Origin of the sequence: Flavobacterium flavipigmentatum (genome assembly GCF_020911905.1) — a bacterium.
Classification (GTDB): domain Bacteria; phylum Bacteroidota; class Bacteroidia; order Flavobacteriales; family Flavobacteriaceae; genus Flavobacterium; species Flavobacterium flavipigmentatum.
In genome coordinates, this window is record NZ_CP087133.1 from 2,296,101 (window position 1) to 2,320,083 (window position 23,983).

Annotated in this window: 14 protein-coding genes; 5 read left to right on the top strand and 9 right to left on the bottom strand. The window is 35.8% G+C overall.

The window, feature by feature from the left end:
- Positions 1 to 25 precede the first annotated feature (25 nt).
- The 5 genes from LNP22_RS10050 to LNP22_RS10070 all read right to left on the bottom strand — a co-directional run bounded on the left by LNP22_RS10050 (position 26) and on the right by LNP22_RS10070 (position 10,016).
- Positions 26 to 3,025: a serine hydrolase domain-containing protein gene (locus LNP22_RS10050; protein ID WP_229973335.1), complete on the bottom strand. Its 3,000-nt coding sequence runs from the start codon at positions 3,023 to 3,025 to the stop codon at positions 26 to 28.
- Positions 3,026 to 3,108: 83 nt separating this feature from the next.
- Positions 3,109 to 4,302, bottom strand: a complete 1,194-nt coding sequence (locus LNP22_RS10055; protein ID WP_229973336.1) for an exo-beta-N-acetylmuramidase NamZ family protein — start codon at positions 4,300 to 4,302, stop codon at positions 3,109 to 3,111.
- Between the two features lie 111 nt (positions 4,303 to 4,413).
- Positions 4,414 to 5,286, bottom strand: coding sequence for a DUF4397 domain-containing protein (locus tag LNP22_RS10060; RefSeq protein WP_229973337.1), 873 nt, complete (start codon positions 5,284 to 5,286; stop codon positions 4,414 to 4,416).
- Between the two features lie 27 nt (positions 5,287 to 5,313).
- On the bottom strand, positions 5,314 to 6,930 hold the full coding sequence (locus LNP22_RS10065; RefSeq protein WP_229973338.1) for a SusD/RagB family nutrient-binding outer membrane lipoprotein: 1,617 nt from the start codon (positions 6,928 to 6,930) through the stop codon (positions 5,314 to 5,316).
- Between the two features lie 11 nt (positions 6,931 to 6,941).
- Positions 6,942 to 10,016 carry a SusC/RagA family TonB-linked outer membrane protein gene (locus LNP22_RS10070; RefSeq protein ID WP_229973339.1) on the bottom strand — a complete coding sequence of 1,025 codons (3,075 nt, stop codon included), beginning with the start codon at positions 10,014 to 10,016 and terminating at the stop codon, positions 6,942 to 6,944.
- Positions 10,017 to 11,039: 1,023 nt separating this feature from the next.
- Here LNP22_RS10070 and LNP22_RS10075 point away from each other — a divergent pair.
- Entirely contained in the window at positions 11,040 to 13,952 is a 2,913-nt protein-coding gene (locus tag LNP22_RS10075) for an FAD-binding and (Fe-S)-binding domain-containing protein (RefSeq protein WP_229973340.1), read from the top strand.
- A gap of 116 nt (positions 13,953 to 14,068) precedes the next feature.
- Here the strand turns inward: LNP22_RS10075 and LNP22_RS10080 are convergent, their stop codons facing one another.
- The gene (locus LNP22_RS10080; protein ID WP_229973341.1) at positions 14,069 to 15,226 is read right to left on the bottom strand and encodes a Gfo/Idh/MocA family protein; all 1,158 of its coding nucleotides are present in this window, start codon (positions 15,224 to 15,226) and stop codon (positions 14,069 to 14,071) included.
- Positions 15,227 to 15,523: 297 nt separating this feature from the next.
- Here LNP22_RS10080 and LNP22_RS10085 point away from each other — a divergent pair, with 297 nt between their 5' ends.
- Complete coding sequence (locus LNP22_RS10085; RefSeq protein WP_229973342.1) at positions 15,524 to 17,464, top strand: amino acid permease; 1,941 nt, start codon at positions 15,524 to 15,526, stop codon at positions 17,462 to 17,464.
- A 238-nt stretch (positions 17,465 to 17,702) separates the two neighbouring features.
- Here the strand turns inward: LNP22_RS10085 and LNP22_RS10090 are convergent, their stop codons facing one another.
- The gene (locus tag LNP22_RS10090) at positions 17,703 to 18,908 is read right to left on the bottom strand and encodes an aminotransferase class I/II-fold pyridoxal phosphate-dependent enzyme (protein WP_229973343.1); all 1,206 of its coding nucleotides are present in this window, start codon (positions 18,906 to 18,908) and stop codon (positions 17,703 to 17,705) included.
- Between the two features lie 347 nt (positions 18,909 to 19,255).
- On the opposite strand from LNP22_RS10090, the gene LNP22_RS10095 reads away from it, so the two are divergent.
- The 3 genes from LNP22_RS10095 (at position 19,256) to LNP22_RS10105 (ending at position 22,254) form a co-directional block, all read left to right on the top strand.
- On the top strand, positions 19,256 to 19,711 hold the full coding sequence (locus tag LNP22_RS10095; protein ID WP_229973344.1) for an Lrp/AsnC family transcriptional regulator: 456 nt from the start codon (positions 19,256 to 19,258) through the stop codon (positions 19,709 to 19,711).
- A gap of 450 nt (positions 19,712 to 20,161) precedes the next feature.
- Positions 20,162 to 21,565 carry a dihydrolipoyl dehydrogenase gene (gene lpdA, locus LNP22_RS10100; RefSeq protein WP_229973345.1) on the top strand — a complete coding sequence of 468 codons (1,404 nt, stop codon included), beginning with the start codon at positions 20,162 to 20,164 and terminating at the stop codon, positions 21,563 to 21,565.
- Positions 21,566 to 21,711: 146 nt separating this feature from the next.
- Positions 21,712 to 22,254: a lipocalin family protein gene (locus LNP22_RS10105; protein WP_229973346.1), complete on the top strand. Its 543-nt coding sequence runs from the start codon at positions 21,712 to 21,714 to the stop codon at positions 22,252 to 22,254.
- A gap of 55 nt (positions 22,255 to 22,309) precedes the next feature.
- On the opposite strand, the gene LNP22_RS10110 is transcribed toward LNP22_RS10105, so the two are convergent.
- Both LNP22_RS10110 and LNP22_RS10115 read right to left on the bottom strand, forming a co-directional pair.
- A complete protein-coding gene (locus tag LNP22_RS10110; protein WP_210665531.1) occupies positions 22,310 to 22,684 on the bottom strand; it encodes a DoxX family membrane protein in 375 nt (124 codons plus the stop codon).
- Positions 22,685 to 22,888: 204 nt separating this feature from the next.
- Positions 22,889 to 23,788, bottom strand: coding sequence for a DUF4349 domain-containing protein (locus tag LNP22_RS10115; protein WP_229973347.1), 900 nt, complete (start codon positions 23,786 to 23,788; stop codon positions 22,889 to 22,891).
- Positions 23,789 to 23,983: the final 195 nt, after the last annotated feature.

Sequence of the window (23,983 nt, forward strand, 5' to 3'; positions counted from 1 at the left end):
GACTTGTTTTAGACTATATTTTAGATTATTTCAGAATAGCGTCCTGAATAATTTGTTGTATATCTTCTCTAATCTTTTCTTTGGCCAATGTGTTTCCAGCGGCGGAAACTTCGGGATACGTCCTGTTTGATAAAAACACATACACGATTTCTGTTTCCGGGTCAACCCAAACCATATTACCTGTAAAACCAGTGTGGCCAAAACTTGACTTAGAAACGCATTGACAAGTTGGGCCGTCTTTTCCTAATCTTTTATCAAAACCTAAACCTCTTTCGACTCCTTCAGAACAAAAATGGCAGGTGTTGAAAACATCAAAAGTTTCGGGCGAAAAATAGTTAATTCCACCGTAATTTCCTTTTTGCAAAAACAATTGCATCATTTTGGCAACATCCATCGCATTCGAAAAAACTCCTGCATGTCCTGCAATTCCGCCTTCCATAGCGGCTGCCATATCGTGCACATAGCCTTGAACCGTTTGGTGTCTGTAATAGTTGTCTATTTCGCTTGGCGCAATTACCTTTTTATCAAACTTTTCTAACGGATTGTAGGTGGTATAATTCATTCCGAGAGTATTGTAAAAATGTTCCTGAGTCAACGATTGCAGGCTTTTTTTAGTTTGATGCTCTAAATATTCTTTTAAAATAATAAAGGTAAAATCACTATATCGGTATTCTTTTTTTAGTGATAAAGGCGTGTCTTTGATGATCTTCATAATCGTATCATGATAATCATTTCGAATAAAAAGACTATCGGCTACTTTTGTAGAAAATGCAGCAGTGGCTGTTTTGCTATAATATTTCGTCAGCGGATTATTATTTTTATCCAAAGTAGCTTTGTAAAACGGAATCCAGGCCTGAAGACCGGCGTAGTGCGAAAGTAGGTTTTTAAAAGGAATATTTTCTTTGTTACTACCTGAAAAATAAGGTAACATCGTTTTGAGCGGTGTATCCAGTTGTACTTTTTTCTGATCATAAAGTTGCATTACATTCGGAAGTGTGGCAATAATTTTTGAGATGGATGCCACATCATACAAATCGGTATCGGTTACTTTTGGCGAGTTATCATACGTTTGATTTCCGTATGATTTCTGAAAAATTACTTTTCCTCTTCTAGCGACAAGCACTTGCATTCCGGGTGCCATTTTACCTTGTATCGCTTTTGATGCAATCGCATCAATTTTGGACAAAGTAGCAGAACTCATGTTTTCATTTTCGGGAGATGTAAAGCCCAATCGATTTATTTTTTTGTTCGTTATGCCATCATTCACATCAAAAAAATTATGGATAGAAACGGGCAGTTTTCCTTTTGCACTAACAGCTCCAAAAATCAATTCTGCCGAAACAATTTGACTAATATTTGAATTTTGGTACGAAACTACCACCCCTTCTATATCATCAAAATTCGGAATCGACAATAAAGAATACGGTTTGGTAAAAACATCTAAAATAACATCGTTTTGTTCAGCGATTTTTTTCAACCAAAACAATTCAATTTCACTAAAATCGTGTTTTTCCCATGCTTTGTCCAATTTGTGGAAACCGACAATTACGGTTTTGTATTTTTTTAATTCGAGGTTTAAAGAATCTACATTGGTATTCGAGACTTCGGTGACATTTGTATATTTTTTTAGCGTTGAGACAAAAGCACTATTGGTATCATCACCTAATTTTACGTAAGCAATTTTTTGATTTAGATTTTGTATCGGAAGTATTTCAGATTTATTTTTTAAAACCGTTATGGCATTTTCGAATAATTTATATTGCAAAGCATCATTTTCGGGCGCATTCAGATCAGCATATAAAGTTTTGGTGCCGATGGGTTTAAAGTTATGTAGCCCAATTTTATACTTATAATGCAATATTTTTTTAACCGAATGTGCCAAACGATCTTCAGTAACAATTCTGTCATGATAGGCCGTCTTTATCTTTTGTACCGCCAATGGCACATCTTCGGGGCAAAGCAGGATGTCATTACCTGCAAGAAAAGCAGCAAGATCAAGATCTCCCGGCCCTTTGAAGTTCGCAGCACCTTTCATGCCCAAACCATCGGTAATAATAAGTCCTTCAAAACCTAATTGCTTTTGCAGTAAGGTGGTCACGACATTATACGAAGCCGAAGTAGGCATGTTTTCAGTGGTTTCTAAACTCGGAATATTGAGATGTCCGACCATTACAGAAGCCATTCCTTCATCAAACAGACGCTTAAAAGGATATAATTCGACCAGATCAATTCGCTCTTTTGTAAAAGCGACAGTTGGTAAGGTTTTATGCGAATCTGTTGAGGTGTCTCCATGTCCCGGAAAATGTTTTCCTGTCGAAAATACACCATGAGTTTGAGCACCTTTCATCAATGCAATGGCTTTGTTGGCGACATTGCTTTTTGTTTCTCCAAAAGAGCGATTGCCAATAATAGGATTTTCAGGATTGGTATTAATATCCAGAACTGGGGCAAAATTAAAGTGTACACCCAGGCGTTTGCTTTCGCTGCCCATGTGCTGGCCAACTTCTTCTAATAATTTTAGATCCTGAATAGCTCCCAAAGTCATATTCCAGGGATATCGGTAGGTAGAATCAAGGCGCATGCTTAGTCCCCATTCTGCATCAATGCCTATAAACAAAGGGATTTTTGACTTGGATTGGTATCTGTTGGTCAATTTTGCCTGACGAACCGGCCCGCCTTGAAAGAAAATCAGAGCTCCGATTTTGAAATCTTCAATAAGTTTATCGATTTTCTGACTATGAAGGCTGTCTTTGTTTGAATATGCCGAAACCATGAACAACTGACCCACTTTCTCATCCAGTGTCATTTGTTGATAAATACTGTCTGCCCACTTTTTTTCAGAATCCGTATCTTTAAAAAAAGCAACTTTTTCGGCCTTTGTTTTTTGGGTATATATTTCCTGATTTCTTGATAAAATCTCTTTCTCAAGATCAGCATCTGAAATAGTTTTTTTGAAACTTTTACAGTTAATCACTAAAGAAAGTACCAGGAATGACAAGACAATTTTTATAAAATAATTTTTCATTAGGGTTCGAGTTTGTCAGCTTTTCTGGTATTTTTTCACCAAAAAAGAAAATGATTTGCATTGTTTTTTACTCTAAAAAAGGTTTAGTCGTACAGTAAATAAGGGGCTCTTTTTTTCTTAAATTGTTCTAAATCATTCTTCCAGCTATTGCGAATTTCGGCTTCTGAAACTCCTTTCTCAATTTGTTCCTGCAATTTTTTTGTTCCTGCAAGTTTTGTAAAAAAGGGTGTAAAAAACTTCAATTGATCAGATGATTTTTGATAGGCTTCGATTAGCCATTTAAGTTCTAAGCGGGTTAGTTTTGGTGTTTTTGATAAATCTTTTCCAAAACAAATTTCTCCATTATAAGGTGGCGTTTTAGAACCAAAATTAGGTTTGGGCGTAAAAATGAAACCACTTTTTGGTAAAAAGGGAGAGCCGTAAATTTGAAATTGTTTTTCGGTACCGCGGCCAACGCTCACATTGGTTCCTTCAAAAAAACACAAACTGGCATATAGATTTATCGATTGATCATTTGGCAAGTTTGGGGATGGTTTTGCTAATAAACGGTAACTCATTTTTCGATTATAATTGGAACACGGAATCACGGTAAGTGGGCAATTTACACCATTTTTCAGCCATTTTTCGCCGTTGATCATTTGACCGTATTCGCCAATCGTCATGCCGTGCAACACCGGAATCGGATGCATGCCTACAAAACTGGTATATTCTTTTTCTAAAGTCGGTCCATCGATAATGCTTCTGTTGGGATTGGGTCTGTCGAGAATGATCATCGGAATGTTATTTTCGGCGCAAGCCTCCATCACATAATGAAGAGAAGAAATGTAAGTGTAGAATCGGGCACCCACATCTTGGATATCAAAAACAATTATATCAATGTTTTTTAATTGTTCAGGTTTTGGTTTTTTGTTGTCTCCGTAAAGAGAAATAATATTCAGGCCAGTTTTGGTGTCTTTTCCGTCAACGACTTCTTCGCCGGCATCTGCAGTTCCTCTAAAGCCATGTTCTGGAGCAAAAATGGTCTGAATGGTTATGTTTTGCTCTAATAAAAAATCGACCAAATGAATTTTTGTAGATAAAAGACCTGTTTGATTGGTCACGATTCCAACTTTTTTGTCTTTTAATAAAGGCAGGTATTTTTCAAAATGATCAGCACCCGTTTTAATTTCAGTATTTGGACTAATACTATTATTTTCGGATGGCCGTAGTAAATTTGAAAATAATAGAATAGGAAATAATAAAAATAGGGGAGTGATTTTTTTTAAAATTCGAAACATGATAGAAAAGTTTAGTGATGGTTTGGTAATCGAAAATCTAAACATTTGTAAAATATAAAGTTAAGATTCTCTTTAGGAGTTTCTAGAGAGAATCTTACTTTTTGATATCAATTATTTATTGGTGTACCAACTTATGGTAGGCTTGTTTGTTGTAGAACCTGCAGGTAAACCATCGACAATCCCTCGGCAATAAATGGTATAAATTCTACCTGCTCTCGGCACAAAAATGCCTGTTCCCGAGTTGGCTTGATTGGCTACAACGGTGGCTCCGGGAAGATTGGCAGGAGCGCCAGCTGTACGAAGTTGTATTTGGTACCCTCTGCTATCAGTTCCTACTTGTGCTTCTATGGCAACAAATTTTTCGTCACCACCTTTAAAAGTTACATTTCTGTAGGTGTACACTTCTTTTGTCGTGATAGCACCTGCTGCAGTTCCCGCGAGAGAAGTTTCTTTAATAAGTCCTAAATCGTAACCAGCTGCAGGCGTATTGCTTATTACGTTGATAAAACGAATATAGGCTTTGGTTTTGTCTAGGTTGGCTACAGATAAATCATCATTAATTTGATAAGTAGAATACACAGGAGGCGTAACGGATGGTGGGGTTGCCACTAGAAAATTACTGTAATATTTTCCGAGTTCTGTAGTAAGGCTTCCTTCAAAAACCGTTACTGGCGTTGTGGCTGTAGTCCGCACACTCAAAGGTTGTGTGCCAGATTTTACCAAAGCATAATTGGCAGGTATTGGATATTGAGCTCCAGAAGCCATCGCACCCGAAATTTTGTCTGCACCTAAGAAATAATTTACCGAAAAATTGGTTCCGTTGGGGCCCACCACAGCATGAATAAATTTTACATTGGCAGAATTTGCAGGGATTTCAGAATTTTCATAGGGAGTAAAGTCGTGTTCGTCATCGCATGCCGTAAGCAATACAAATCCAAGAAGTGGAAGGATCGATTTTTTTATGATGTTAACTATATTTTTCATTGATTCAAAGTTTAAATTTTTAATGAATTATGGTTTCGAGAACCACATTTCTAAAGTGTGATAATCTACTTTATCAGCGCCAATAGCTTTTAGTGCTTCAAAGTTCCAAACATATTCTGAGTTGAATCTCGGACGAACTCTATAAGGCATTTTACCTCCATTATCAACAAATAATCCTCCGTTTGGAGTGTAACTCATTGTTTTGTAAATGTTTTGGTTGTCGTAATGATATTTGCGCATGTCTGTCCAGGTTTCTAACATTCCGAAACCAAATAAGGCCACATATTTTTGAAGCATAATATGACTTAAAGTCAAATCATTTGCCAACGGAACAATATTTGTATTCGCTAAAAAATTAGATTTTTCTGTAGCGGATATAGTTGTTGTGATAGGGAAAGTAGTACTCACAACGGTATTAGCATTTACAAAATCGATACTGGCATCTATTCCTTTTTTGTATGCGTCTATGGCTAATGCTTTATCACCTTTTATAAAAGCGGCTTCGGCTTTTATAAACTGAATTTCGGCATACGTCATTAAAGGGAAATTGGCTTTGTCTCTAAATAAATATCTTCCCGGATTAGCTTGAGTTCCCACTGTATAAGTACCCCAGAAGTTCGGAATCCTACTCACGTTGGTAGCAGCTGTAGAAGCGGTCGTGTTTAAAGGATTTCCATTAAAAGTATATTTTGTAGGATCGGGAGCTGTAGCAGATGCAGGCGCCGTTTCAGAAGCGCCTACAGAAGGTACTAAAACTCTTGACATACGCGGATCTACCGCTCCACCAAAAATGATTCCGTTCATAGTTCTTACGGCAAAATCAGTTTGGCGAAAAGTATTAAAATTGCTTCTTCCTGGACCGTAAAAATTGATATCGGCAGCTATTGTACCATTGTATCTAATTAAAGCATTATCTGCGTTTGAAGCCAAAGATTTATCGCAATATTCGATTACTTTATCAGGATTATAGCTTGCTTTGTTAATTTGGTTGTTTAAGTTACGGGCCAAAACTCCATAAGCAAATTTCACCCATTTCGATCTGTCTCCACCGTACATTTTATCTCCACCGGCGGTATACGTTTGCGAAACATTTCCATCTGTACGTGCCAAATCTGATACACCCTCATTTAAAAGACGAACGACTTCTGCATATACTTTTTCTTGACCTACATAATCAAAAGAAAGGCGTTGCGTAAACACCTGATCAAAATCTATTAATTCTGAATGATAATCGGTGGCCACCTGCCACGACCATGCCCTAATAATTTTTGAAATTCCTGTAATGTCATGACGCTCTTCGGCAATGGCTTTTTCCTGAAGTTTGCTTAGGTTAAGTCCTATCGAAAAATAGGCCATTTTCCAGATTTCTCCTCCAACATCACTATTGGCCTGATAGCCGTATTGGTCCCATTGAGATCCCGCCGTATTAACAGTTGCAATACTAAAATTTTGTATATATCTTCCTAAAATACGGTTGTCAAATTGCAAACCTACCGCCATTTGTTGCTCGATTGGCGGCATCAAAGCTGTTGCAGATACATCTACAGGAAAACTTGGGTTTACGTTTAACTCTTCTAAGTTTTCGCAAGAAACGATTGTGGCCATAAGCCCAAACGCAGCAATATATTTTTTTATGTTTTTCATCATTTTAGTTATTAAAGTCCAATTCTCAATCCTAAGTTTATACCTCTTGGAGTCGAAATTGCTCCATAATCAAAACCAGTACCGCCGGCACCTCCTGTAGAGGCATTTGTTCCGTTTACCGCAGGGTCTGCGCCTGTGTAATTTGTTATCATAAACAAGTCGGTCATGGTTAAATTTAAAGAAAGTGAGTTAATAAATGTTTTCTTTAGTACTTCTGACGGCATTTGGTAGCTCAACGTAATGTCTCTCATGCGCAGCCAATTGATGTCTTTTTCTATAAAATCGGCATCTACACCACCTGATCTGTAATATTCGTTTTGAACGATAGGCCTAATCGGAATATTATTTTGCGTTGGATTAGCAGTATTTTCCAGACCATCTCTCAGGATTCCCTGTACTACAATAGTTTGATCTCTGTTTAAAGTTCGGGTAGATAATCCGTTTTGGTACAAGTAAAACTCTGTTCCATTAAAGACATCGCCGCCTTTTCGAATGTCTAATAGAAAAGATAAGCTCAGGTTTTTGTAAGTAAAAGTGTTTTGAAGGCCAATCACAAAATCAGGATTTCGATCACCTACAACTTTAAAATTTGGATCTTTAAGAGCAAAACCTGTGTTAGGATCAATAAGAGGCTGTCCGGCATTATTTCGTAAATAATCAACACCAGTCAGCGTAGTTGTTGGCCCGCCGACTACTACTCCGCCACGTACGTTTCCGTAAAGCCATGTGTCTGATACATAGTATTCTGAAACAACAGCAGGAAGGTTTAGTACCTTTGAACGGGTTTTATTAAAATTAGCCATTACATCCCAAGAAAATTTTTCACCTTTTACAGGAGAGGCATTCAGGGTAATCTCTAAACCTTCATTTCTTAAATCTCCGAAATTAGCCGAAGTAAGAACAAATCCGGTTCCGTAACTCAAACGCATATTTTTTAAAATCGGGTCAACCGTTTTGGTGCTGTAAACCGTAACGTCTAATCCTATACGATCGTTTAAGAATTTTAATTCGGCACCAAATTCATAAGCCAAACGAAACTCAGGAACTAAATTTGGGTTGGCACCTGTTACGCCATACCCATAACCGCCGTCTGTGGTTCCTTGGGGAGTAAAAACAGGCTCAGAAGAATACGGTGAAGGAATATTGGCTGCTTCTGCATAGGAAGCTCTCAATTTACCATAGGATAAGATTTCTTTTCCTTTTAAAACGGGTAAGTTAGTAAAGACAAAACTACTTGAGACAGAAGGGTAGAAAAAAGGATCTTTTAGTACAGAAGTCCAGTCTTTACGGCCTGTTAAGTTTAAAAAAGCAATTTTATTATAATCTAAATTAAATTCGGAGAAAAAACCAATAACGCGACTCTGAATAATTCTTTCCTGTGATCTTTGGGTAGTGGCGTCGGTATTATTGATAGAATTAAAGTTAGGATCAAAAAACTTGGTTCCTGTTGTAGATAAAATTCTGTAATAATTGTCATTAATGGCATTACCGATCATTAATTTGGTATTAAATTTACCAAAGGATGCTTTACCTGTTGCTAAAAAAGTGGTGTTTAGGTTACTGGTATTGGCGTAATAACTTTCGATAAAACCACCGGGAGTAATACCTGCGGCAGATTCTGGGTGAATAGATCTGTAACCCTGAGCAGAATTGACATCCCAACCTACACGACCGGTTAAGTTAAGCCACGAATACGGGTCATAAATCAAGCCAACATTGGTAATAAAACGATTGTTAAAGTCTTCTGCCAGATTTTTATTTACATCCCAAAAAGGGTTATCTGTCTCAGTATCTAATGTACCGGAAGTGATTTTTCGCCTGCTTCCGTCGGGATTCAAATAATTTTGAGCATTATCATTGGCAGGCCAAGTCAATAGTGATAATAAATATCCCGTAGTAAAACTTGAAGCAAGGCCTCCGGCTCCTCCTTTGGATGCTTTTTGGTTGTCTGATTTTGTAAAATTGAATGTGCCTTCTGATTTTAATTTTGAAGATATTTTTGCAGAAGCATTTAAATTTGCTGTCAAGCGACTGTATCCTGTATTAGGAGTAACGCCTTCCTGTTCTAAATTAGAAACAGATAATCGGTATGATGTTGTCTCCGTACCAGCTTCAAAAGAAATATTATGTGTTTTTGAAACTCCGGTTTTGAAGAAATTCTCAACATTATTATAAAATTGTGTTCCCGGTTCATAAGGGGCGCCAAATTGTCTTCGGTAATCAGTATTGGTTATTCCGTCACCACCTCGCTGATAAGTTGTTTGAATGTCCGGAAAACGATACAACGTTTCAAATCGGGTGTTGTTAGAGTAGGTCAGTCTGCCGGTTCCGTTTTTACCTTTTTTGGTGGTAATTACAATAGCTCCGTTACCCGCTTGCATACCATAAAGTGCTGCTGCCTCTGGGCCTTTAAGTATTACCACAGATTCAATATCTTCAGGATTTATGTCTGCGCCCCTATTAGTATAATCCTGATTTCTGTTTGGAGCGTTAGAAATCAATAACTCTTGACTCAATGTTTCGTTATTTACGGGTAAACCATCCACTACATACAGAGGAGAGTTGTTGCCGCTTAATGAGTTTACACCTCTTAACTGAATTGCTGCCGAAGCGCCGGGAGCACCAGTCGAACTCGTTACGGTAAGACCTGCAATACGACCTTGCAAAGCATTAGCAAAGTTAGGACGTTGTGTGTCTGCAATATCTTTGCCTTTTACTTCCTGCACAGAATATCCAAGCGAAGATTTGTTACGTACGATACCCATCGAGCCCACAACAGTAACATTATTCAGAGTTTCAATACTTTCTGATAAGGAGATGTTGGATGCTGGATCGGTTGCTTTAATTTCTTTTGTTTCAAATCCGATATAGCTAATGATAAGGATATCTGTTAGGTTAGCGTTTATCGAATATTTACCATCAAAATCAGTGACAGCACTTGTCTTTGTGCCTTTTATCAATATGGTAACACCGGGTATAGGGATCCCATCGGCCTTGTTTTTAACGATTCCAGAGATTGTCTTTGTTTGCGCAAATGTTATTTGTACGAGAAAAAACAACAATGAAAAGAGGAGAATTTTTTTCATAAGATGTTAGTTATTTATGGTTAGTAAGCAAATATATAGATAATTTTAATAAAATGCGATTTTATGCAATATTTTTGTTTTAAATATTAAATAATGCAAAAAAATGCATTTAAAAAATAAACACTAAATTATAATTGTTAAAATTTTTAGAATGACTTAATTTGGAGGCTTAATTGCGTTATTGTGCTTTATTTTATTTTAATTAGCTTAAAAAACGCATTTATTTGCATTAAAATTTAATTTTTATAGTATATTTGCCTTTTTTCAATATAAATTAACAATACTTTTAAAATTAGAATTGTTGTTTGTATAAAAGTAATAGTGATTTGAGGATCTTAAATTTTTAAAATTTATTGTATCTTTTTTAAAATTCAGATACAAGTTGAGTATTATGAGTAATTAAAATAGCCTATTTCATTTTCGACAAGTAAAAAAAGAATAAAAAAGCTGTTTTTTAAACTTTAAATAATTATTATTCAGTATAATTACGTAAAAAATAACATTCGATTATAAGAGAATTAAACGCTTTTTTTTTAATATATGGACAAATTTTAATTAGAATAATCATATCAAATGGCTTCAGATAACTATCAGGATTGCTATTGTTTAAGATGTAAATCTGTCTTTGTGTAGTAATATTTAAAGTAAAAAAGGTATTATTATCAAAGGAAATTTAAAAAACTAGATAAAGTGCGTTTTTCTGCAATTAGTGAATAGAAAAACAAGTTCAGTAAAAAGGATCTATTTTATTTATTTAGGATTGAAAACCAAGTGATCGTTGCATTAGTGAGATGTTGGTTTATGCGAGACAATCGTACAGCATTTGAGCTAAATGCTGGAAATCTAAATAAAAGATACAGGATAAAATTAAAGATTTGAGTTTAACGAAATTTACGGTTTTAAAAGGATTTAAACGTTATTTTTTTAATCTTTATGAAGTATCAATTAACAATTGAAATTACAGTATTTTTGTACTCGTAATACAAGTATTTAACCAGTTTTAGGCAATAAATTTAGTATATAATGTCAATAAATAAGGAGTTACAGCAATTATCAGCATCTTTAGAAGGAACACTTTTATACGATGACCTACATAAAACCCTATATTCTACCGATGCCTCGGTGTATAGAATAAAGCCCAAAGCGGTTGCCATACCAAAAACCAATGAAGATATTAGTAAACTGATTCGGTTTGCCGCAAAACACCATGTTTCGGTTACGCCACGAACAGCAGGAACTTCTTTAGCGGGACAGACGGTTGGCGACGGAATTGTGGTAGATGTTTCTAAAAATTTCACTAAAATACTTTCTTTCAATCTCGAAAACAAAACCGTGACGGTACAACCCGGAGTGATTCGCGATGAGCTAAATTTATTCTTAAAACCTTATGGCGTTTTTTTTGGTCCTAATACTTCGACTTCTAATCGTTGTATGATTGGCGGTATGGTCGGAAATAATTCATCGGGAACAACTTCAATTCGTTACGGCGTAACCCGAGATAAAATTGTTGCCATAAAAGCCATTTTGAGTGATGGTTCTGAAGTTGTTTTTAATGAGTTGACTTCGGAAGAATTTATCGAAAAAACCAAAGGAGATACTTTAGAAAATAAAATTTACAAAAGCATTTACGAAGAGCTTTCTAATAAAGCTACGCAGGAAGAAATTATAAAAGAGTTTCCTAAGCCCGAAATTCACAGGAGAAATACGGGTTATGCGGTCGATATTTTATTAAAATCGGATTTGTTTGGAGGAACCGAACCAACAATAAATTTAGGTAAATTACTTTGTGGAAGCGAAGGAACACTTGCTTTTACCACCGAAGTTACCTTAAAAGTAGATGATTTGCCACCTGCCCATAATATTATGGTGGTGGCACATTATCATAGCATTCAAGAATCGCTGGAATCTGTGGTAGTGGCAATGAAACATCATTTGTACACTTGCGAAATGATCGATGATACGATTTTAGATTGTACCAAAACCAATCGTGAGCAATTTAAAAATAGATTTTTTTTGGTCGGAGAACCAAAAGCAATTATGATGTTTGAAGTCGCTTCTCATGATAGGCAAGATGCCGAAAATCAAGCCAATGCTCTGATTGAAGATCTGGAAAAAAATAATTTTGGTTATGCGCTGGTAAAAATTTACGGTCCTGATATTGATAAAGTCAATGAACTTCGTAAAGCAGGTCTCGGACTTTTAGGGAGCATTGTGGGCGACAATAAAGCGGCCGATTCTATTGAAGATACAGCGGTAGAATTGAGTGATTTACCCAATTATATTGCCGAATTCTCTGCGATGATGCTGCGGCATGGTCAAGAAGCGATTTATTATGCGCATGCTGGGGCTGGCGAGTTGCACTTGCGACCTGTTTTGAATTTAAAGAAAACATCCGATCTCAAATTATTTAGAACTATTGCTACCGATGTGGCAATTTTGGTCAAAAAATACCGTGGCTCTTTGAGCGGTGAACACGGCGACGGAATTGTACGTGGCGAATTTATTCCGTTTATGATTGGCGACACCAATTATGAATTATTAAAACGAATTAAATTGGCATTCGATCCCAACTCGGCTTTGAATATCGGGAAGATTGTCAATGCCTTAAAAATGGATGAAAACCATCGTGTGATATCCGGTAGAGTAGAACCAAATATTAAAACGTTTCAGGATTTCTCTGATAGTTTAGGGATTTTGCGTGCCGCCGAAAAATGCAACGGTTCTGGCGATTGCAGAAAATTACCATCGGCAGGAGGAGCGATGTGTCCGAGTTATCGCGCTACCAAAAACGAAAAAGAAACGACCCGTGCAAGAGCCAATGCGTTGCGCGAATATTTGACATATTCTGAAAAAGAAAATAAATTTGACCAAAAAGAATTATATGAAGTTTTTGAGTTGTGTGTGAGTTGCAAAGCTTGTGCGAGCGAATGCCCGAGTAATGTGGATGTTGCAACGCTGAAAGCTGAATTTTTATATCAATATCAAAAGGCAAACGGATTCTCGACCCGAAATAAAATTTTTGCTCACAACGCCAAACTAAATAAAATGGGAAGTTTGTTTCCTTCAATTACAAATTTTATTTCGAATCAGTCTTTGGTCAAAAAAACGATGGGAATCGCACCCGAAAGAGAGGTTCCTTTGCTGGCCAGGAAAACGTTTAGGAAGTGGCATGCTGCTTTTCAATCAAAGGATAAGAACACTAATTTTACCAATGGGCGAGTGTATTTATTTGTGGATGAATTTACCAATTATTATGACGTAAATATCGGGATTGATGCTTTTGAGTTATTATCTCACTTGGGTTACGAAGTTTTGGTTATATCTCACGAAGAAAGCGGAAGAGCCTATTTATCGAAAGGATTTTTAGAACAGGCAAAAAAAATTGCCAACACAAATATTCAAATTTTTAAAGATCTGGTTTCTTCAGAAGTTCCTTTGATAGGAATAGAACCTTCGGCAATCTTAACCTTCAGAGACGAGTATTTACGTTTGGCAGATGATAAAGCTTCCGCTGAAAAAATAGCAAAAAGTACTTTTACGATAGAAGAATTTTTCAAAAACGAAATTACTTCAGGCAATATTACAGCAGATTCATTTTCGACAGAAAAAAAAGAAATTAAAATTCATGGTCATTGTCATCAAAAATCATTAAGTGCTATCGAGGCAACTTTTGCTATGTTGAACTTGCCAATAAATAATGTTGTTACCATTTATAATTCAGGATGTTGCGGAATGGCGGGTTCTTTTGGTTACGAAAAAGAACATTATGGTGTAAGCATGCAAATGGGTGAGGACACTTTATTTCCAAAAGTGAGAGCCACTGCCGAAAATATAAAAATAGCCGCTGCCGGAACCAGTTGCCGCCATCAAATTTATGACGGAACAAGCAGAGAGGCACAACATCCTGTAACTATTTTGAGAAGTTGTTTGAAGTGATAAATGGTAAGCAGATGAGGTAAAAAAAAACGAATTTATACAAATAGATTATTTGCTAAATCAGCGTAAAATAATCTATTTGTGTAATTTGTTTAATCTTCTGATCTGTGTAAAAATCATTTTATAAAAACTTTCTCTCCACTCTCAGCAGACTTATATATTGCATTAATTACTTTAATGTCTTTAATTCCTTCCTCGCCAGTAATATGATTTGGCAATTTTTTATTTTCTAAGAGTAATTTGCAAATTTCATCCATTTGAGTTTGTTGCTGATTTATTACAGGAAATTTCAATACTCCATTTGATGTTTTTCCTTCAAACGGTCCGTAACTCAAAGCAGGGGTTAATTCAAAGGAACCTTCATCGGCAGAAGCATAAAGTCTGTCTATATTGTAACCGCAAGATGTATTGCAATTTGCAACCGCTCCACTCGGAAATTCCATTTGCCAAGAAATACTTTCCTCAGTTTCAGAAAATCTATTTTTATCATTAACAGTACCAAATTGAGCCGTAACTGCAATTGGTTCTTCTCCTAAAATATAACGACTCGCTTGAATACAATAAATGCCTAAATCCATCAAAGGGCCGCCACCAGATAATTTTTTGTTTAAACGCCATTCGTTTCTGTCATTTTTATCTACAATGGTTTTGGTGTCAAGATTATCATACGTTTTATAACCGAGTGAAGCTTCTATAAATCTGATTTTCCCAAAAACTTTTTCCTGTCCTAATCGTTTAATTTCAAGATGAGTTGGTTCATAATGTAAACGATATCCAATTGCCAATTGAACATTATTTTGATTACAAGCATTTATCATTTCTTCACAATCATTGACAGTAACCGCCATTGGTTTTTCAGTAATAACATGTTTTCCTGCTTTTGCAGCACGAATTACAAATTCTTTGTGCAAACCATTAGGTACAACAACATAAACCAAGTCTATTTCTTTGTTTTTTACAATCTCATCAAAATTTTGATAATTATAGATGTTCTTTTCGGGTATGTCGTATTGCGTTTTCCATTTTTCACCTTTTGCAGTAGTGCCTGTTATTATTCCTGCAAGATGACAATATTTAGAAGCTTGAATTCCTTCTGCTAGCATTGTGGCATAATTTCCGAGGCCGCAAAGAGCTATATTTAATTTTTTTCCAGTGTAAGGGATTGTAGTTTTTTTCGATTCTGATAAAAAAGAAGGGAGGGTTGTCATAATAACCGAAGCACCAACTCCAACTCCAAATTTATTTACAAATGAACGTCTTGAAATTTTTTTCATAAATTTACCTTTTAGATTAAATACTAAAATGTTAGTAAACAATTTGTGAGAAATGTTACATTTTATATCTGTAAACTCTTCATTAATATTGAAGTAAATAAATTTGTACAGTTCTTTCTTAAATCTTTGTGACGAAAAATCAGTTTTAATCCGTTTCATCAGTTAAATTTATGATCAAAAAAATATTCGAATAAAACAAAATCGTTTTATATATTTGAAATCAGGATAATTTTTGCATTATTTGCAAAATAAAACCCTAAAGACCGAAATAAATTAATTTTAAAAGCAAAACCACACATGGCATTATCAGGTTTATTCCGAAAAAAAACGGTACAAGATATTCTCAAACAAGTTGCAAAGAACGAAGCAGATGGTCATAATGTGTTAGGAAAACACCTGACAACGAGAGATTTAACTGCATTTGGAATTGCGGCTATCGTAGGAGCTGGTATTTTTAGTACCATCGGAAAAGCTAGTGCAGACGGTGGTCCGGCGGTTATTTTTTTGTTTTTGTTTACGGCTTTAGCATGTAGTTTCGCTGCTTTTGCTTACGCCGAATTTGCTTCGATGGTTCCGGTTTCAGGAAGTGCCTACACGTATTCGTATGTTGCATTTGGTGAAATAATAGCATGGATTATCGGTTGGGCTTTAATTATGGAATATGCCGTAGGAAACATTACCGTAGCCATATCTTGGAGTGATTATTTTACGGGACTGCTCCAGAGTGGTGGAATTCATCTCCCGCAATGGATCCAGATGGATTATTTAACGGCCTCAAACGGTTATAATGATGCAACCTCTTTAATGCAGGGTGGTAAAGCTTTTGAAAATTTAAGTGCTTCTTTGCAAGCCTCCTATACTGCCTGGACAACGGCACCAACAATTGGTTCTTTTCATTTTGTGGCTGATTTGCCAGCTTTGTTCATCATTGTTTTGATTACAGCTTTGGTTTACAGAGGTATGAAAGAATCTCGTAATGCCAGTAATGTAATGGTCGTTGTCAAACTATGTATTGTACTTTTGGTGATTGCGGTGGGTGTGTTTTATGTAGATACCGCCAATTGGGATCCCTTTGCGCCAAATGGTGTTAGTGGCGTTTTAAAAGGGGTTTCGGCAGTTTTCTTTGCTTATATAGGTTTTGATGCTATCTCTACAACCGCCGAAGAATGTAAAAATCCGCAACGAGATTTACCACGCGGAATGATGTGGGCGATTATTATTTGCACGATTTTATATATTGCCATTGCATTAGTTCTGACCGGAATGGTGTCTTATAACCAATTAAATGTGGGTGATCCTTTGGCTTTTGTTTTTGAAAAATTAGACTTAAAATGGATGTCAGGAATTATTGCCGTAAGTGCCGTAATTGCTATGGCGAGCGTTTTGTTGGTTTTTCAAATGGGACAACCTCGTATTTGGATGAGTATGAGCCGAGATGGTCTTTTGCCTAAGAAATTTTCTACGGTGCATCCAAAATACAAAACGCCCTCATTTGCTACAATTGTAACAGGTTTTGTAGTAGCGGTTCCTGCTTTATTTTTAAATTTAACAATGGTAACCGATTTATGTAGTATCGGGACTTTATTTGCCTTTGTGTTGGTATGTGCGGGAGTTTTAGTACTGCAAAATAAGCCTGAAATTCCGAGAGGAAAATTCAAAACACCGTATGTAAATTCAAAATTTATCATGCCAGTCCTTATGATTGCGGGTTTGTATTATGCTTTTGCTTATAATAATAAAGCTACTATGGCTTTTATAAATAATGAAGCACAGACCAACGATGCCACAACGATTATAACATCATTAAATAAAGAAGAATCGACTAAAGTTTTTGATTATTTGCAAAGTATCAACGTTCAGAAAAAAACTTCGGAAACGTCAGATTTAGAGCATTTATTGAGTCAATATCAAGATGATGACGCAAAATATGCTGAGGTTGTAAATGGATTGCCAATTAATGATTCGCTAAAATACGAATCAGGGTTCAGTTTATTCAAACACAAAATTCCAATGTGGATTTTCTTAATCGTTTTGGTTGGATTAGCCGTTTGGGCTTTTAGAAAAAACCTGTCATTAATTCCACTTTTAGGACTTATCTGCTGCCTATACATGATGGCCGAATTAAGCGTTTGGAACTGGATTTACTTTACAATCTGGCTATTAATTGGTCTGTTTATTTACTTCACTTACAGTAGAAAAAACAGTAAATTAAACTTCGTTGAAGAGGTTGAAAGTTAAAAGTTATATCTAAAAAGTTATATGTAAAAAACCGTTCTGAGATTGATCAGAACGGTTTTTTTATGTTTTTTCGTATTTTGTGTGATTTCTCCTTTGTCAAAATGACAAATTGGTGTACAATATTGATTTCGTAAAAAAAATTACCACGAATTCACAAATTAATTTGTTTTAAAAATTTGTCAATTCGTGGTGAAAAATTGTAATTTAGTAATCTAAGATGTCTAAAATCTAAGTTAGTCTAATTTAAAATCCCCAATTCTATCATACAAGCTTTCATCATCTCGTAAGTGCGCTGAATGTCATTATCCAAACCAATAGAAAAACGAATCAAACCATCGGTCAGTCCCATCTCCTTTTGTTCTTCCATCGGGATCTCGCTAGAAGTAGAAGTTCCGGGAGCGCTGAACAATGTTTTGTAGAAACCTAAACTCACCGCCAAATACCCTAAATTTTTGGCTTGCATCAATTCCATCAATTCATTGGCTTTAGCCAAAGTTCCAACGTCAATAGTCAGCATTCCGCCAAAACCATATTCCGGATTGATCATTGTTTTGTAAAGTTCGTGGCTTGGATGGCTTTTTAGTCCCGGATAAACGGTTTTTAGACCCTCTTTTTCAAATTGATCCGCTAGAAAATGCGCGTTATGACTGTGTTGCTTGATACGAATATGCAACGTACGAAGATTTTTCATCACACTCGCAGAACGTAAACTGTCCATTGTAGGGCCCAAAAGCATGCTTGCGCCAGAATTTACATTTTTTAGCGAATTGATAAAATCTTTTGATGCACACGTTACACCACCAACCGTATCGCTGCTGCCGTTAATGTATTTTGTCAAACTATGAATCACAATATCTGCGCCTAATTTGGCTGGCGAAACAGACAATGGCGAAAATGTATTGTCAACAACCAACTTCAAATTATGTTTTTTAGCAATCTTTGCCAATCCAGCAATATCAGCCACTTCCAGTAGCGGGTTACTCACCGTTTCGCAATATAAAACCTTTGTTTTAGCGGTAATTGCCGCTTCTACAACCTCTAATTTTGTAATGTCTACAAACGTGGTTGCAATTCCGAAACGAGGTGTGAAATTCTTCAAAAAAGCATACGTTCCTCCATAAATTGTACGGCTCGAGATAATATGATCGCCTGCGCTGCAAAGTTGCAATAGAGTAGGCGTAATGGCACCCATTCCAGAGGCCGAAACATTCGCCGTTTCTGTGCCTTCCATCGCTGCTAAAGCCTGGTCTAAGTATAAATTACTCGGCGACGAATGGCGCGAATACAAATAACAGCCCTCCATGTTGCCTTCAAAAGTGTCAAACATGGTTTTGGCCGATAGAAAAGTATAGGTCGAAGAATCAGAAATCGACGGATTTACACCACCAAATTCGCCAAAGTATTGCAGATCCTGGATTTTATCTGCTGGGTTAAAGTCTTTCATTTTTATGTCATTGCGAGGAACGAAGCACTCGAGCGCAGCGAACTGAGCCTAAGCTAACTCATCCTCAGGTTAGTATTTATAATTTTTAGAAGCTATTTCCTGCTATCCGTTTCAATCTTTTGCTTTTTAAAGAAAAAAGCAAAAGGATTTCCACTACTATCAGGGCTAGGGCACTTGTTTTCAAAACAAAATCCATTCAAAATAACATTATATTAGAAAAATAATCAACTAGATGTTTTATATTTAGATTTTAAAACAATAAAAAGTAAATGGTTTAGATTATTATTCTAAATTTACTCTATAAAAAATCAATAAATAGATTTTCTTTCATCTCACAACTTCAAAAAATGACTTTAGACGCCACCGATAAAAAACTTCTGGTTTTACTGCAAACCGACAGCAAAAAAACTACCAAAGAATTGTCCTTAAAACTCAATCTTTCGGTAACTGCAGTGTATGAGCGAATCAAGAAGTTAGAGCGAGAAGGCATCATCAAAAACTATGTAGCGCTGGTCGATAAAACCAAAATCGAAAGAGGTTTTGTCGTGTTCTGTCATCTAAAACTCATTCAGCATACCAAAGAATTCCTGACCAAATTCGAGAGCGAAGTCATTCAGCTCAACGAAGTTTTAGAATGTCATCACGTAAGCGGCGACTATGATTATATCCTCAAAGTTTTGGTAAAAGACATGGAAGCCTACAGAGAATTTTTGGTAACCAAGCTCACGACCTTACAACACATTGGAAGCACACAAAGCATGTTTATGATTAATGAAGTGAAGAATTCTACGGTTATTTTTTAAGTTGTGGAGGTTCTGAGTTGCTAAGTTTTTGAGGTTTTGCTGCAAAGATTCTCAGCCACAAAGTCTCAAAGTTTTTTTTTCGCCCTTTTTGTCATCCTGAGGAACGAAGGATCTTCGCCAGAAGCTCTAAAAAGAATGTTACCAATCTTTGTAGATTTACTTGTTGATGTCCTTCGTTCCTCATGACGATAAGTTTGTGTATAAATTTTTCTTACAAAAAAATCTGCTTAATCCGCAAAATCTGTGTGAAAACTTCTTTCATAATATTCAAAATCAAAATAAAACTTTGTGCCTTTGAGTCTTTGTGGCAGAAAACAAACCCTAGCAAACCTTTTTATACTTTACTATAAAACTTCCAACCAAAATTTCATACAAAAAACATTGAGATTTAAACTTTAAACAAAACTTTATTCCTTAATTTTGTATCGCTAAAAATAAAATAGACAAACTATGAGTTCATTTGACGTAGTCATTATAGGTTCAGGCCCAGGCGGATATGTATCAGCAATTCGTTGCGCACAATTAGGTTTCAAAACAGCCATTGTAGAAAAGTATAACTCGCTGGGAGGAACGTGCCTTAACGTAGGTTGTATTCCTTCAAAAGCATTGTTATCTTCTTCTCATCATTATGCCGAAATTGCACATTTTGCAGACCACGGAATTGAAGTTTCGGGAGATGTAAAAATCAATTTAGAGAAAATGATCGCACGTAAGCAAGCGGTTGTAGATCAAACCGTTGGTGGAATCAACTACTTAATGGATAAAAATAAAATTACTGTTTTTACAGGTTTAGGTTCTTTCGTAGATGCAACACACATTGCAGTTGCAAAAGCAGATGGAACTTCGGAAACTATCGAAACTAAATATGCTGTAATTGCTACAGGTTCTAAACCATCTTCTTTGCCTTTTATTAAAATTGATAAAGAAAGAATTATTACTTCTACAGAAGCTTTGGCCTTAAAAGAAGTACCAAAACACCTTGTAATTATTGGTGGAGGCGTTATCGGAATCGAGCTTGGACAAGTATATTTACGTTTGGGAGCGCAAGTTTCTGTAGTAGAATTTATGGATAGAATTATTCCCGGAATGGATAGTGCTTTGTCTAAAGAATTGACAAAAGTATTGAAAAAACAAGGAATGAAATTTTATGTTTCCCACAAAGTAAAATCAGTAGAAAGAAACGGTGATGCTGTTGTGGTTCAGGCTGAAAATGCAAAAGGAGAAACAATCACTCTTGAAGGAGATTATTCATTAGTTTCTGTTGGTCGTCGTCCTTACACAGACGGATTAAATGCTGACAAAGCTGGAGTAAAAATTTCAGACAGAGGACAAGTAGAAGTAAACGATCATTTGCAAACCAATGTTCCGAATATTTATGCGATAGGAGACGTTGTTCGTGGAGCAATGCTGGCGCACAAAGCCGAAGAAGAAGGAACGATGGTTGCTGAAATCTTAGCAGGTCAAAAACCACATATCGATTATAATTTGATTCCTGGTGTAGTTTATACTTGGCCAGAAGTTGCTGCAGTTGGACAAACTGAAGAGCAGGTAAAAGCTTCCGGAACAGAATATAAAGTAGGAAGCTTTCCTTTTAAAGCTTTGGGTCGCGCAAGAGCTAGTGGAGATTTAGACGGATTCGTAAAAATCATTGCTGATACAAAAACAGATGAGGTTTTAGGTGTTCACATGATTGGTGCCCGTACCGCTGATTTGATTGCTGAAGCTGTGACTGCAATGGAATTTAAAGCATCTGCAGAAGATATTTCAAGAATGAGCCACGCACACCCAACTTTTGCGGAAGCGGTAAAAGAAGCGGCATTGGCTGCAACAGATAACAGAGCTTTACACGTGTAATAGACGTTAAATCATATTTTTAAACCGCTGGAAGTATTTTTTCCAGCGGTTTTTTTTGTGCATTTAAATATGTAAAAAATAAAAATAATTCTGTAAAATATTTCTTTTAGTAAGGTGGTACCTTTATTAGAATAAAAGAAAATGTTATGAAAAATAGATATATAGTTCCTGTATTATTAGGAGCAGGAGTCGCTATTGCACTCTATTCTTGTGGAACGACTATACCCAAAAAAGCGGTCGCAGTTACTAATTTTGATACCTCTAAATATTTAGGTAAATGGTATGAAATCGCCAGACTAGATTTTAAATTCGAAAAAGGATTAAACAATGTAACTGCCGAGTATTCTCTGAACGATAATGGTACATTAAAAGTTGATAACAAGGGCTATGATGTCAGAAAAGACAAGTGGGAACAAAGCATAGGAAAAGCCAAATTTGTCAAAAAAGACAATGTAGGTATGCTGAAAGTCTCATTTTTTGGTCCTTTTTACGCTGGTTATAATGTAATTGCTGTTGATGAGAATTATAAATATGCCTTGGTGGTAGGCGAAAATCTAAAATACATGTGGATTTTGTCGCGTGAAACGACAATGCCTGAAAGTGTAAAAGCAGATTTTCTTATAAAAGCTCAGGTTATAGGTTATAATGTTTCAGATCTTGTTTGGGTACAACATGATAAAGCGCAATAAACAAGAAACCCGACATTTCTTGATGTCGGGTTTTTATGTCTGAAATTGAAACAATTTAAGCTGTAAAGACACTTTTGTAATTACCCCAATATCTGTAAATTAAAAATAAATTGGCTAAAAATAATAAAGCTGCAATAGGCAATCCTTCTGGAGCCAAAAAATAATTAATAAACAAAATATTAATCGTAATAGGTAGAATTAAAATATTAGCGAGTGTTACATAACGCCCTGTCAAAAAAGCAACACCACACAGCAATTCGATTGATTTGGCTAATGGCAATAAGTAAGTTGAGGCGACTAGACCCATATTAAATGCTTTAAAATTTCCTGTAGCTTCAGGCTCAGGCGCCAGTTTGAAGAAAAAAGTAATAGAAGCAAATAATAATAAAAGACCAATTAAAACTCGGACAACAATTGTAGCAATTTTCATAGTATTGGGGTTTTTAGATAAGTTAAAAAGCACTGTTTTGAAAAGCGTTATTCCCTAAATTCCTAATAAAATGAAAATCATTTTTTGAAACCAGTTTATTAAGAATTTTACAATCTGCGTAATCCTATTTTAGGATTAATTGAATTCTATATCAAATATAACGAATTTTTTCCTATAAAAATACTGCTTTATTAACACTTTTGCTTATTTTTTTACATACTTTTTATAAAGGAAGAAACCTCCAAAACCTAATAACAGAAAAGGCCAAAGATGTACTAATGCGACCAAAATGGCTTCAAGAATGTACCAGCCACTTTTTAAAGCATCTATAATTTGGATGCCTAGATTCGGTTTATAGTCGTCGCTATCTTTTTCGCTGGCCGTAATTTCTTGTTTAATCGTTTCTTTTTGGTACAATTGCAACGTCACAGTACTAAAGTTAATTTGATCCTGCATTTCCAAATCTGTTATTTTTCGGGTATCGTTTTCTTCTTTTTGGCGGGCCAAAGTGTTTTCGGCTTCCATGATATCTTTTATTTTTTTGCCTTTAGTATCAATAGCTTTTTCGACTCTTTTTGCTGTAACTACGCTTCTTTTTTGCGAAAGTTGATTCGATAACAACTTCAGCGAAACATCATCTGCTTTGATGACCCTGAAGTCCAGAAAATCAATTTGTTTGGCAATACTTTTTATAACCGTATCAAGTTGTGTATTGGGCACACGAATCGTGATATTATTTTCGACACTGTATTTCAAGGTTTCGAGTGTGCTGTCCTGGCTAATTTTGGTTTTTATTTGATCATGAATGGTGCTTTGAAGGTTGGTATACGTAACAAAACCACCAAATTTGTGCACCACATTTTCTATGGCGTACGTTGATTTTGCTACATTTTTAACCTTAAATTTAATATCGGCGGTACGAATAAATTTTTGCTTGCTGTCCTTTTTTTCCACTGCGGCCGAGGAAGAAACTATAGTGCTATCCGTGATGGCGTCAGCGATATCTGCGCTTTCTTCGGCTGTGGCGGTATCTGCTTTTTTACAGGAAAATAATAATGTGATAATGATCAAGGCAGTGAAGCCTAACTTTGCAAATGTTTTCATAAAAGTTTTAAAATTGGATTAGTAAAAGGGTTTTTTTAGGTGATTTATAAATATTTTTTATCAGACAGAAGGAGTAATTTTTTAATTAAATGATAAAATTGGTTTTAGGATTTGGCATTAATTCGATATACTAAAAAGTGTGCCAAGATTTTTTGAGATTACTTTAACGAAGGAAAATATTTGTCGTAATTTTGA